This is a genomic window from Aeromicrobium sp. S22 (assembly GCF_009661045.1).
In the GTDB taxonomy this organism is placed as follows: Bacteria; Actinomycetota; Actinomycetes; order Propionibacteriales; family Nocardioidaceae; genus Aeromicrobium; species Aeromicrobium yanjiei.
Map to the genome: position 1 here is coordinate 649,100 of NZ_WJWV01000002.1, position 12,779 is coordinate 661,878.

General features: G+C 67.0%; 12 protein-coding genes. 6 read left to right on the forward strand and 6 right to left on the reverse strand.

All coding sequences use genetic code 11. The annotated features are described in order from the left end of the window. The first annotated feature begins 92 nt into the window (after positions 1-92). Both GEV27_RS11740 and GEV27_RS11745 read left to right on the forward strand, forming a co-directional pair. Positions 93-1,796 (forward strand): DEDD exonuclease domain-containing protein, encoded by a 1,704-nt coding sequence (locus GEV27_RS11740; protein WP_309222205.1) that lies wholly within the window; start codon positions 93-95, stop codon positions 1,794-1,796. Between the two features lie 40 nt (positions 1,797-1,836). Next, positions 1,837-2,112: an Lrp/AsnC family transcriptional regulator gene (locus GEV27_RS11745; RefSeq protein WP_153652353.1), complete on the forward strand. Its 276-nt coding sequence runs from the start codon at positions 1,837-1,839 to the stop codon at positions 2,110-2,112. A gap of 66 nt (positions 2,113-2,178) precedes the next feature. Here GEV27_RS11745 and trpD read toward each other — a convergent pair whose 3' ends face one another. Together trpD and GEV27_RS11755 are read right to left on the reverse strand one after the other, a co-directional pair. Continuing rightward, the gene (gene trpD / locus GEV27_RS11750; RefSeq protein ID WP_153911491.1) at positions 2,179-3,222 is read right to left on the reverse strand and encodes an anthranilate phosphoribosyltransferase; all 1,044 of its coding nucleotides are present in this window, start codon (positions 3,220-3,222) and stop codon (positions 2,179-2,181) included. A gap of 11 nt (positions 3,223-3,233) precedes the next feature. Further along, a complete protein-coding gene (locus GEV27_RS11755; protein WP_309222206.1) occupies positions 3,234-3,638 on the reverse strand; it encodes a hypothetical protein in 405 nt (134 codons plus the stop codon). 84 nt (positions 3,639-3,722) lie between these two features. Here GEV27_RS11755 and GEV27_RS11760 point away from each other — a divergent pair, with 84 nt between their 5' ends. From GEV27_RS11760 to GEV27_RS11775, 4 genes are all read left to right on the forward strand, one after another. Further along, positions 3,723-4,301, forward strand: a complete 579-nt coding sequence (locus GEV27_RS11760; RefSeq protein WP_153911493.1) for a heme-copper oxidase subunit III — start codon at positions 3,723-3,725, stop codon at positions 4,299-4,301. Between the two features lie 71 nt (positions 4,302-4,372). Further along, a complete protein-coding gene (locus tag GEV27_RS11765; protein WP_153652349.1) occupies positions 4,373-5,197 on the forward strand; it encodes a c-type cytochrome in 825 nt (274 codons plus the stop codon). Then, on the forward strand, positions 5,194-6,243 hold the full coding sequence (locus GEV27_RS11770; RefSeq protein WP_153911495.1) for a ubiquinol-cytochrome c reductase iron-sulfur subunit: 1,050 nt from the start codon (positions 5,194-5,196) through the stop codon (positions 6,241-6,243). The genes GEV27_RS11765 and GEV27_RS11770 overlap by 4 nt, the downstream gene beginning before the upstream one ends. Beyond that, positions 6,240-7,949 (forward strand): cytochrome bc complex cytochrome b subunit, encoded by a 1,710-nt coding sequence (locus GEV27_RS11775; RefSeq protein ID WP_153934395.1) that lies wholly within the window; start codon positions 6,240-6,242, stop codon positions 7,947-7,949. Before GEV27_RS11770 ends, GEV27_RS11775 begins: the two co-directional genes overlap by 4 nt. Positions 7,950-8,380: 431 nt before the next feature. On the opposite strand, the gene GEV27_RS11780 is transcribed toward GEV27_RS11775, so the two are convergent. From GEV27_RS11780 to coxB, 4 genes are all read right to left on the reverse strand, one after another. After that, positions 8,381-9,577: an Ig-like domain-containing protein gene (locus GEV27_RS11780; protein WP_228765242.1), complete on the reverse strand. Its 1,197-nt coding sequence runs from the start codon at positions 9,575-9,577 to the stop codon at positions 8,381-8,383. Positions 9,578-9,650: 73 nt separating this feature from the next. Beyond that, positions 9,651-10,046 (reverse strand): cytochrome c oxidase subunit 4, encoded by a 396-nt coding sequence (locus GEV27_RS11785; protein WP_153911497.1) that lies wholly within the window; start codon positions 10,044-10,046, stop codon positions 9,651-9,653. A 3-nt stretch (positions 10,047-10,049) separates the two neighbouring features. Next, the gene (gene ctaD, locus GEV27_RS11790) at positions 10,050-11,822 is read right to left on the reverse strand and encodes a cytochrome c oxidase subunit I (RefSeq protein WP_153911498.1); all 1,773 of its coding nucleotides are present in this window, start codon (positions 11,820-11,822) and stop codon (positions 10,050-10,052) included. Further along, positions 11,822-12,658 carry a cytochrome c oxidase subunit II gene (gene coxB / locus GEV27_RS11795; protein ID WP_228765154.1) on the reverse strand — a complete coding sequence of 279 codons (837 nt, stop codon included), beginning with the start codon at positions 12,656-12,658 and terminating at the stop codon, positions 11,822-11,824. Before coxB ends, ctaD begins: the two co-directional genes overlap by 1 nt. Positions 12,659-12,779: the final 121 nt, after the last annotated feature.

A 12,779-nucleotide genomic window follows, 5' to 3' on the forward strand; every position in this document is an offset into this window, starting at 1 on the left:
TGTCGACGACGCTAGGGGCGTCCGCCGACAGAAACGCCGCAGACCACGGGCACGGGCGCACTTTGTCCGAGCCCGCACCTAGCCTGTGCGACGTGGAAGCCGTGCAAGGAACGTTCGACGAGCTGGGCCGTCATCTCGCAGACGTCACGTTCTGTGTCGTCGACCTGGAGACGACAGGCGGATCGGCCGCCAAGGGATCCAAGATCACCGAGGTCGGCGCGGTCAAGGTGCGCGGCGGGGAGGTGCTCGGGGAGTTCCAGAGCCTGGTCAACCCCGACGAGGTCATCCCGGCGTACATCACGGTGCTGACCGGCATCACCAACCAGATGGTCATCGACGCACCCCGCATCGCCGAGGTGCTGCCGAGCTTCCTGGAGTTCGCCCGCGGCACGGTGCTGGTCGCCCACAACGCCCCGTTCGACGTCGGCTTCCTGAAGCACTTCAGCTCGGCGCTCGCGATCCCGTGGCCGGGCTTCGAGACGCTCGACACCGCGACGCTGGCCCGTCGCGTGCTGACCCGCGAGGAGGTGCCCAACTGCAAGCTGTCGACCCTCGCCGCGGCGTTCTCGGCCTCGACCACGCCCAACCACCGCGCGCTGTCCGACGCCCGCGCGACCGTCGACGTCATGCACGCCCTCTTCGAACGGCTCGGTCCCCTCGGGGTCACGACGCTGGAGGAGGTGTCGACGTACACCGCGAAGGTCAAGCCCGAGCAGCGTCGCAAGCGGCACCTCGCCGACCACATGCCCGAGGCTCCCGGCGTCTACCTCTTCCGCGACGCGGCCGACGACATCCTCTACGTCGGCACGTCCCGCAACCTGCGCACCCGCACCCGCTCCTACTTCACCAAGGCCGAGACCCGCACCCGCATGGGCGAGATGGTCATGCTCGCGCAGCGCATCGAGGGCATCGTGTGCGCGACACCGCTGGAGGCGCAGGTCCGCGAGCTGCGCCTGATCGGCAAGCACCGCCCGCCCTACAACCGCCGCTCGAAGTTCCCCGACCGGCTGAGCTGGCTCAAGCTGACCCGCGAGCCGTGGCCCCGCCTCTCGATCGTGCGCGCGATCCTCGACGACGACGCCGACTACATCGGCCCGTTCCGCAACCGGGCGGCCGCCGAGAGTGCCCTGACCGCGCTGCACGACTCGTTCCGCATCCGCCAGTGCACCCCACGGCTCGCGGCGAAGTCCCGCTCCTCCCCCTGCGCGCTCGCGGAGATGGGCCACTGCCTGTCACCGTGCGACGGCTCGGCCGACCCCGCGGAGTACGCCGCGGAGGTCGAGCGGGTCCGCCTCGCCATGACGGGCGACCCTGCGGACCTCGTCGCCGCCATCCGCTCACGCATGCTCGACCTCGCCCGCACCGAGCGGTTCGAGGACGCCGCGGTGTGGCGCGACCGCCTGACGGCGTTCCTGCGGGCGGTCGTGCGCACCCAACAGCTGCGAGAGCTCACCTCGATCGAGGAGATCGTCGCGGCCGGTCCGCACCCCCAGGGCTGGGAGGTGCACGTGATCCGCCACGGACGCCTCGCGGGAGCGGGCATCCTGCCTCACGGGGTGCACCCCGCGGGCTGGACCGACGCCCTGCTGGCCACCGCCGAGACTGTCGTCGTCGGCCACGGTCCTGCCCCGGCCGCGACGGTCGAGGAGACCGAGACCGTGCGTCGTTGGCTCGACTCGCCCGGGCTGCGGATGGTGCGGGGCGCCTGGCAGACCCCGCGCGAGAGCGCGGCCCGGCACCTCACCCCGTTCGAGCAGGCCAGCGCCTCGTGGCAGGAGCTGCAGCAGCCGGGCTGACGCTGCACGGCGAGCGACCCGAGGGGCATACGCTGGCACCATGATCACCGCCATCGTCTTCATCCAGGCCGAGGTCTCGCGGCTCAGCGACATCGCCGAGCAGATCGCCGACATCGACGGCGTCAGCGAGGTCTACTCGGTGACCGGCGAGCTCGACCTCGTCGCGATGGTGCGGGTGCGCCAGATCGACGACGTGGCGGCGGTCGTCGCCGACCGGCTCAACAAGGTCGCCGGCGTCGTCTCGACCCAGACCCAGATCGCCTACCGCGCGTACAGCCAGCACGACCTCGAGGACGCCTTCAGCATCGGCCTCTGACCGCTGACGCGCGCCTCCCGTCCGCCGACGCGCGCCTCCCGTCCGCTGACGCGCGCCTCCCGTGCGTCAGCGAGGGGGCGCGAGCTCCTGGGTGACGACGGACCACTGGCGGAGGGTCTGCGCCGCCGCGCCGGAGTCGATCGACTCCCGCGCCCGCTCGACCCCGGCCGCGATCCGCTCGACCAGCGCGCCTGCCGTGGCCGTGTGCGCCGCGATCGCCGCCCCCGCGTTGAGCAGCACCGCGTCGCGTACCGGCGACACCTCGCCGCCCACGATGCGGTGGAACACGTCCGCGTTGTACGTCGGGTCGCCGCCACGGAGAGCGTCCGCCGAGGACAGGCTCATGCCCAGCTCACGCGGATCGAGCACGCCCTCCGTGACGGTGCCGCCGAAGACCTCCCAGACCCGGGTCGTCGTGGTCGTCGTGATCTCGTCGAGACCGTCGTCGCCGCGGAACACGAAGGCGTCCGCACCTCGGTCGGCGAAGATGCCCGCCATCAGCGGAGCCATGCGGACGTCCGCACAGCCGATCGCCGAGGCGCCGGGCTGCGCGGGGTTCACGAGCGGGCCGAGGAAGTTGAACGTCGTCGGCACGCCGAGCTCACGTCGTACGGGAGCCGTGTGGCGGAACGACGGGTGGAACACGGGGGCGAAGCAGAACGTGATGCCCGTCCGCTCCAGCACCTCCACGATGCGGCTTGCCGGGACGTCCAGCCGGACGCCGAGCACCTCGAAGACGTCCGCCGTGCCGCTCGAGCTCGACGCCGCACGGTTGCCGTGCTTGACCACGCCGATCCCGGCGCCGGCCGTCACGACGGCAGCCATGCTCGAGATGTTGACGGTCTTGGCCATGTCGCCGCCCGTGCCGACGATGTCGACGACCCGTCCCGGCACCGACAGCAGGGTCGCGTGCTGGAGCATCGAGTCGACCAGCCCCTGCAGCTCGGCGAGCGTCTCGCCCTTGCTGCGCAGGGCCATCGCGAATCCGGCGATCTGGGCGGCGGTCGCGTTGCCGCTGAGGATCTCGTCCATCGCCCACGACGTGGAGGAGACGTCGAGGTCCCTCCTCGCCACGAGTCCGGTGAGGATCTCGGGCCAGGTGTGCGTCATGGCGCCGCCCCTCAGCCGGGCTGCAGGACGCCGCGGGCGAGATCGATGACGACCTCGGCCAGTCGGATCGGCTCGATCGGGTGCGCGAGCGCCGCGTCGGCGCGCGACCAGGTGGCGAGCCAGACGTCCTGCGGGCGTCCGGTCAGGACGAGCACGGGAGGCGCCTGGAAGATCTCGTCCTTCATCTGACGGGCGATGCCGAGACCACCCGCGGGGGCGGCCTCCCCGTCCAGGATCACCAGGTCGATCCCACCCGCGTCGAGGTGCTGGAAGACGACCGGCTCGGTGGCGCACTCGACGTACTCGAAGGGCGGAAGATCCGGATGCGGCCGGGACCCGAGGGCTGACAGCACAGCGCTCCGGACGTCTCGATCGTCGCTGTAGACCAGGACACGTAGGGGCTTGTGCTCGCTCACGAGTCGATCGTACATAATGAGGGGGTGGCGACTACATCAGTGATTCCTGCATCCCGACTTCACGGCCAAGAAGGCCGTCCCTCGATGGTGACCGTCGGGACGATCGTCTGGCTCTCGAGCGAGCTCATGTTCTTCGCGGGACTGTTCGCCGCGTACTTCACGATCCGCAACATCTCCCCCCAGCTCTGGGAGCAGTCGACCGAGCTGCTGAACGTCCCGTTCGCCACCGCCAACACGACGATCCTCGTGTTGTCGTCGGTGACCTGCCAGTTCGGCGTCTTCGCCGCCGAGCGCGGCAAGCCCGGTCGCAGCGGCTCGCTCCTGCAGATCGGCAAGTGGGGCATGCGCGAGTGGTTCGTGCTGACGTACATCATGGGCGCGATCTTCATCGGCGGGCAGGCGTACGAGTACGCCGAGCTCGTCCACGAGAACATCACGATCGCCGGCTCCCCCTACGGCAGCCTGTTCTACCTGGCTACCGGCTTCCATGGCCTCCACGTCGTCGGTGGTCTCATCGCCTTCCTGCTTGTCATCGGTCGCACCTTCGCGGCCCGCAAGTTCACCCATGAGCAGGCGATCTCCGCCATCGTCGTGTCCTACTACTGGCACTTCGTGGACATCGTGTGGGTCGGGCTCTTCGCCACGATCTACCTCATCAAATAAGGCTTGGCCCACTTCAGCTTGACGGCGTATCGCTAGGTACGCTGGCACCACTTTTAGGAATGAGGTTCTCGGTGCGGAAATTGTCCACGAGACGCCGGCATCCACTCGCCGGTTTCGTCGTGCTCCTGATGGCCCTCCTCTCGGTCGGGGGCGTCTACGCGGCGGTCGCGCCGAAGGCTGCCACTGCGGAGACAGCCACGACCAACGATGTCGAGGCCGGCCGCGAGCTGTTCCTCATCGGCTGCGCGAGCTGCCACGGTGTCAACGGCACCGGCATCGACACCAAGCGCGGCGGCGTCTACGGACCCTCGCTGATCGGTGTCGGCGCTGCCTCGGTCGACTTCCAGGTCGGCACGGGTCGCATGCCGCTGGCGCAGATGGCACCGCAGGCCCCGCGCAAGAAGCCGGAGTACAACGCCGAGGAGACTCGTCAGCTGGCTGCGTACGTCGCCTCGCTCGGGCCCGGCCCGGCCATCCCCGGCAAGGAGTACACCGACGTCGACGCCGCCAAGGCGGAAGACATCCGTGAGGGTGGAGAGCTGTTCCGCTCCAACTGCACGGCGTGCCACAACTCGGTGGGTGCCGGTGGCGCCCTGCCCGACGGCCGCTACGCCCCCTCGCTGAAGAACGTCACGGCGACGCACATCGCCGAGGCCATGATCACCGGCCCGCAGCAGATGCCGGTGTTCTCCGACGACGTCATCACTCCCGAGGACAAGCGCAACATCATCGCGTACGTCAAGGAAGTCGAGGGTCAGCCCAACTACGGCGGCCTGGGCGGCGGTGGTCTCGGCCCCGTCGTGGACGGTCTGTTCATCTGGGTGATCGGCATCGGCGGACTGGTCATCGCGGCCATCTGGATCGGCGCACACGGAGCAAGGGTGAAGAAGTCATGAGCGACGAGCTGGAGACCCAGCCGGACACCGAGCCCATCAGGGACCCGGGTCTGCCCGAGCACCTGTACCGCCCGCAGGACGTTGACGAGTCGCAGGCCCGTCGTACCGAGCGCCAGATCTCGGCCATGTTCGTGCTCGCGACCATCCTGCTGATCGGCTTCTGCGTCGGCTACGTCGCGATTGACGAGGACTCCACGTTCCTCGGCTGGTCCGCACAGAACTTCACCTTCGGCGTGACGCTGGGCGGCGCGATGCTGCTCATGGGCGTCGGCATCATCCAGTGGGCCAAGAAGCTCATGGGCGACCACGAGATGGTCGAGATGCGTCACCCGTCCGCGTCCTCCGAGGAGGACCGCGTCGCGGTCATGAAGGACATCAACGACGGCATCAACGAGTCCGGCTTCGGCCGCCGCCCGATGATCCGCAACAGCCTGCTCGGCGCGATGGGCGCACTGGGCCTGCCCACGATCTTCCTGCTGCGCGACCTCGGTCCGCTCCCCTACGGCCAGAGCACCACGGTCTGGAAGAAGGGCATGCGCCTGGTCAACGACGTGACCGGCACGCCGATCAAGCCGTCCGACCTCGAGGTGGGCCAGCTCGTCAACGGCGAGCCCGCGATCGTCTACGCGGTCGACGACGAGGGTCACCCGGTGCTGCACGGTGAGGAGCTCCTGGCGGTCAAGTCCAAGGCGGCCATCATCGTCGTCCGCATGCGTCCCGAGGACATCACGCCCTCGAAGGGTCGCGAGAACTGGGGCATCGACGGCATCCTGTGCTACTCCAAGATCTGCACGCACGTCGGTTGCCCGATCAGCCTGTGGGAGCAGCAGACGCACCACCTTCTCTGCCCGTGCCACCAGTCGACGTTCGACCTGGCTGACAACGGCAAGGTCATCTTCGGCCCGGCCCACCGCCCCCTGCCGCAGCTGCCGCTCGGGCTGGATGACGAGGGCTACATCATCGCCATGAGCGACTTCCCCGAGATCGTCGGACCGAGCTACCCCGAACTCGCGCGGGACCAGAAGAAGTTGGATGATAAGGCATGAGCACCACCGAGCAGGAATACACACCGATCCAGGAAACTGGGGTCGGCAAGAAAGCCGCCGGTCCCGTCGGCTGGCTCGATGACCGTCTCGGTCTGGCCGGCGTCGCGAAGAAGAACCTCCGCAAGGTCTTCCCCGAGCACTGGTCGTTCATGCTGGGCGAGATCGCACTGTGGAGCTTCGTCGTCCTGCTGCTGACCGGCGTCTTCCTGACGTTCTGGTACCAGCCGAGCATGGCCGAGGTCGAGTACACGGGCTCGTACATGCCGTTCAACGGCCTGGAGATGTCCAGCGCGTACAAGTCGACGCTCGACATCTCGTTCGACATCCGTGGCGGACTGCTCATGCGGCAGATCCACCACTGGGCCGCCGCCCTATTCGTCGCCGCGATGATGGTGCACATGCTGCGCGTCATGTTCACCGGCGCGTACCGCAAGCCGCGTGAGGTCAACTGGCTCATCGGCATCGGGCTCCTGCTGCTCGGCATCATCGAGGGCTTCGCGGGCTACTCGCTTCCCGACGACCTGCTCTCGGGCACCGGTCTTCGGTTCGTCGACGGCCTGGTCCGCTCGATCCCGCTGGTCGGCTCGTACCTCGAGTTCTTCATCTTCGGCGGCGAGTTCCCGGGCGACGTCATCATTCCGCGCCTCTACATGGTGCACATCCTTCTCATCCCTGCGCTCCTGCTGGGTCTGATCGGCGCTCACATGCTGCTGCTGATCTACCACAAGCACACGCAGTGGGCAGGCCCCGGACGTACCGAGAAGAACGTCGTCGGCTACCCGATGCTCCCGGTCTACGCGGCCAAGGCGGGCGGATTCTTCTTCGTCGTCTTCGGCTTCCTGGCCCTGATGGGTGCCCTGATCCAGATCAACCCGATCTGGGCATACGGTCCGTACAACCCGTCCGAGGTCACGGCCGGATCGCAGCCTGACTGGTACATGGGCTTCGTCGAGGGTGCCGTCCGCGTGTTCCCGAACTGGGAGACCAACATCTTCGGCTGGACGTTCAGCTGGAACGTGTTCATCCCCGGCGTGATCCTGCCGACGCTGTTCATCATCGTGGGCATCATGTGGCCGTTCGTGGAGCAGTGGATTACGGGCGACAAGCGTGAGCACCACCTGCTGGAGCGTCCGCGCAACGCGCCGTTCCGCACGTCGTTCATCGTCGCCGCCATGGCTGCGTACGGCGTCCTGTGGATCGGTGGTGGCAACGACATCATCGCGACGCAGTTCCACCTCAGCCTCAACGCGATCACCTGGTTCGTGCGCATCGGCTTCTTCGTGCTGCCGGTCATCTGCTTCATGATCACCAAGCGCATCTGCATCGGACTGCAGCGCGCCGACGCCAACCGGATCCTGCACGGCTACGAGACCGGTGTCATCGAGCGGTCGCCTGACGGCGGCTTCTCGGAGCGCCACGCTCCCCTGCCGGTCGGCGACCAGTACACGCTCACGGCTCGCGATCGTCGTCCTGCCATCGAGGCTCCGGCCGAGACGGACAAGAACGGTGTCGCGGCTCCGCACGGTCGCAAGGCCAAGCTGCAGGCCTGGCTGCACAAGCGCTACTACCACGGCGTCGTCGACAAGCCGACGGTCGAGGACGTGCACCACGCCGAGGAGCACCTGGCTCACCACGACGGTCACCCCGTCGAGCTGGGTGACGAGTTCCAGGGCGTGTCGGAGACGGGTGTCCCCCGGGTCCACTGACCGCCTGTACGACCCTCGAGGCCCCCACCAGCAGCCGCTGGTGGGGGCCTCGTCTTGTCCCCACCTATCTCTCCCGCGTTCTCTCCCCTCCCCTCCCCCGCGCCCGCCCCATCCGCTGACGAGTCACGTACGGACGCTGACGAGTCACCTACGGCCGCCGACGAGTCACCTACGGTCGCTGACGAGTCACGCACGAACGCTCGCGAGTCACCTAGAAGCGTCGACGAGTCACGCACAGCGAATCGTGAAAGGACTGGAGCGGTTCGAACGCGCGAAACGGTCAGGCCATGTCACACAGGCGGTTCACTCTCCGCGGTTCCTGGGCGGCCGTACGGGACTCGTCGGTCGCCGTACGTGACTCGTCGGTCTCCGTACGTGACTCGTCGGTCGCCGTACGTGACTCGTCAGCGGTTGTACGTGACTCGCGGGCGCTAGGCGCCGGTGCCGTCGGCCTGGAGGGCGGAGCCCTGCTTCCACTTGTCCCACGGGACGTTCCAGTCGGTCCAGCCGTTCTGGTCCTCGAGCCCGCGGGGGCTGTTGACGTACTTGATGACGTCTCCACGGCGGGAGCGGTCGTAGAGCCACTTCGCGTTGGCGGTGCTCATGCCCGTGCACCCGTGGCTGACGTTGGCGTTGCCCTGTGCACCGACCGACCAGGGGGCGGCGTGCAGGAACTCACCGGAGTTGGTGACACGCATCGCCCAGCGCACGTCGGAGATGTTGTAGTAGCCGGGGTCCTCGGAGTCCACACCGGTGGTCGCGGCATCCATGTCGACGGAGTCGAACTTCTCCATGACGACCTTGATGCCCTCACGCGTGCGGTGGCCGTCATCGCCCGTCGTGACGGGGATCTTGCGGATGGCCTTGCCGTCGACCGTGTACGTCAGCCGGTGCCTCGCGACGTTGACGATCGACACTGCCTTCTTGCCGACGGCGAACTCGACCTTCTGGTCCTGCTGGCCGTAGACCCCGTTGCCCGCCGGCAAGCTGTTGAGGGACAGGTCGACCTTGACCTTGGTGTGGGCCGGCCAGAACTTCTCAGGACGGAAGTGCGCCTCCCGATCACTCATCCAGTTCCAGGAGCCCTCGACGTCCTTGTTGGTCGTGACCGACATGTGCTTCTCGAACAGCGCCCGGTTCTTGACCGGGACGTCGAACGTGACGATCACCGGCATCCCGACGCCCACGGTCTCGCCCTGCAGCGGTGCGACGGACGGATAGGTCTGCTGCGCCAGGGTCAGCTGCTGGGTCGTGAACGTACGCCGGACGGTCTTGTAGGTGCCGTCCTCGCCCACGCCGGTGGCCTTGAGCTGGTACGTCGTGCCGGGCTCGAGCCGTTCGGCAGCGGTCCACCCGTTGCTGCCCGTGCGTCCCTTGATCTCTGTCTTGCCGTCGGCCGAGCGCAGCCGGACGCTCGACACCTCGCCGTTGTCGGCACGCACCTTGACGCGCGTGCTGACCTTGACGTCGGAGGCCTTCTGCTCGACGTTCGGTGTCAACGTCACCGGCACGGGTGGGGTGTCCTTCTCCTCCCCCGTGATGGCGTCCTTGACGCCGTCCGCGGAGCAGCCGGCCACACAGAGCAGGGCAGCAGTGCCCAGGGCAGCAGTCAGTCGACGGAGCTTCATCACCACCCCAGTTTAGAGGGTGTGGTGAAGAGCTCCGCCGACTGACGAGTGTGACTCAGTGCGCGTACGCGACTCAGTGCGCGTGGATGCCGCGGTAGTACTCGAAGACCCAGCCCCACGTCGTGGCAGCGAGGATCACGGCACCGATGATGAAGAGCCACCAGCCGATGACGACACCCAGCACGACGACCGCCAGCGCGAGCGCGCAGAACAGCGGCCACCAGCTGTAGGGCGGGAAGAAGCCCTGCTCACCGGCGCCATCGGCGATCTCGCCGTCGCTGCGGTCCTCGGGACGATCGGGGATCTGCCGAGCGACCACGGAGAGGTAGAAGCCCAGCAGGACGCACAGCAGCATCGTCATGACGAGCGCCGTGGTACCGGTCGGGTCCTTCGTCAGGACCCAGTAGACGGGAGCGATCAGGGCGAAGAAGATCCCGACCGCGATGATGGTCCAAGTCTCGGACTTCATGGATCAGTGACCGCCCTCTTCGTCGTGCGAGTCGCCCGAGCGGCGATCGTCTACCTGTGCGCGCTTGCCACTGACATCCGGTGCGTCGGCGAAGACCGAGGTCTCGCCAGGGTTGTCCTCGAGCTCGAGTGCGGCGACCTCTGGGTGGTGCAGGTCGAAGGCAGGGCTCTCGGAACGGATGCGCGGCAGCGAGGTGAAGTTGTGTCGCGGCGGCGGGGAGGATGTCGCCCACTCGAGCGAACGTCCCCAGCCCCACGGGTCGTCGAGGCCCACGAGCGGCGACTTGCGCGACTTCCACACGTTGTAGAAGAACGGCAGCGTCGAGGCGCCCAGCAGGAAGGCACCGATCGAGGAGATCTCGTTGAGCGTCGTGAAGCCGTCTCCGGGTGCGTAGTCGGCGTAGCGGCGCGGGAAGCCCTCGACGCCGAGCCAGTGCTGCACCAGGAACGTCAGGTGGAAGCCGATGAACAGCAGCCAGAAGTGGATCTTGCCGAGCTTCTCGTCGAGCATGCGCCCGGTGAACTTGGGCCACCAGTAGTAGAAGCCCGCGAACATTGCGAACACCACCGTGCCGAAGACCACGTAGTGGAAGTGCGCCACCACGAAGTAGCTGTCGGAGAGCTGGAAGTCCAGCGTCGGCGAGGCCAGGATGACGCCGGTCAGACCACCGAACAGGAAGGTCGTGAGGAAGCCCAGCGAGAAGATCAGCGGGGTGTCGAAGGACAGAGATCCGCCCCACAACGTGCCGATCCAGTTGAAGAACTTGACTCCTGTCGGCACCGCGATCAAGAACGTCATGAAGGAGAAGAACGCGAGATCGACCGATCCGGTGACGAACATGTGGTGCGCCCACACCGCGACCGACAGGGCCGCGATCATGAGGGTCGCGCCGACCAGGCCGACGTAGCCGAAGATCGGCTTGCGTGCGAACACCGGGAGGATCTCGGTCACGATGCCGAAGAACGGCAGCGCGATGATGTAGACCTCAGGGTGCCCGAAGAACCAGAACAGGTGCTGCCACAGGATCGGGCCGCCGTTGGCGGGGTCGAACACGTTGGCGCCGAGGCGACGATCGGCCTCGAGCGCGAGCAGCGCGGCCGCGAAGATCGGGAACGCGATGATCACGAGCATGCCGGTGACCAGCGTGTTCCACACGAAGATCGGCATGCGGAACATGGTCATGCCCGGTGCGCGCATCGTGAAGATCGTGGTGATGAAGTTGACCGCACCGAGGATCGTGCCGAGGCCCGACATCCACAGGCCCATGACCCACAGGTCACCGCCGACGCCTGGTGAGTTGACCGCGTCGCTCAGTGGGGCGTACGCGAACCAGCCGAAGCTGGCGGCTCCGCCGGGGACGAAGAAGCCCGAGACGACGATCGTGCTGCCGAACAGGTACAGCCAGTAGCTGAACATGTTGAGGCGCGGGAACGCGACGTCGGGCGCACCGATCTGCAGGGGCATGATCGCGTTGCCGAAACCGAAGAACAGCGGCGTCGCGAACATCAGCAGCATGATCGTGCCGTGCATCGTGAACAGCTGGTTGTACGTCTCGTCGTCGACCAGCTGGGTGCCCGGCTGGGCGAGCTCGGCGCGGATCAGCAGCGCCAGGATGCCGCCGATGATGAAGAAGGCGAACGACGTGATGAGGTACATGTTGCCGATGATCTTGTGATCGGTCGTCGTCAGCACCGTCACGATCTTCTGGCCCAGGGTGCGCTCGCGCACCCCCGCCCTCAACTGTGTCGACGCATCGTCGAATGTTGCGGTGGCCATCAGTCGCCAGCTCCGTCCTTGTAGTCACCAGCACCGCTCTGGACCTCGTCCACGCGGCCGGTCTTGTCCTTGCCCTTGACGCCGGCGATGTTGTCGGCTTCCTTGGAGCCCACGGGGGCCCCGATCTGCCCATCGGCCTTGAGCTCAGCGATGTGCTTGTCGTAGTCGGCCCGCGACACCACGTTGACCTTGAAGATCATGCGCGAGTGGTAGACACCGCACAGCTCGGCGCAACGGCCCGTGAACGTCCCCTCGCGCGTCGGCGAGAGGTCGAAGCTGTTGATCTTGCCGGGGACGACGTCCAGCTTGAAGTAGAACTCGGGGATCCAGAACGAGTGCACGACGTCGGGCGACTTGAGCTCGAACCGGACCGACTCGTTGACCGGGAGCCAGAGCTCGGCGGGCTGCTGCGGGGTGCCGATGTCGAAGACTGCCTCGTTGTCGGCGGCGTCCTCGTCCATGTAGTTGAACGCCCACTGCCACTTGCTGCCGACGACCTCGATCGTGTGGTCGGGCTCGTCGACCCGCTCCAGCACCCGGTTCTGCGACGTGACGGTGTGGAAGAAGAACACCGCGACGATGACGACCGGCGCGAACGTGTAGAGCGCCTCGATCGGCAGGTTGTAGCGGATCTGCGGCGGGATCTCGTCGTCGTGACGACGGCGGTAGCGGATCGCCGAGTAGATGATGAGCCCGAAGACCACCAGGAAGACGACCAGGACCGCGATCCAAGCTCCCAGCCACAGCTCCCAGATGTCATCAGTGCGATCGGTGCTTCCCTTGGGGAGCGCGAGGCGCTGGAGATCTGAGTCGCTGTCCGGGGAGCAGCCACTCATTACGACGGCGGCCCCTACGAGAACCGCCCACTTCATCCGACCCACGAGGCGCCTTTCTGAACCATGATTGTCATTTGATGACTTCAAGAACTCTAACCCAGCGACCCTGCGTCGCCGCGCT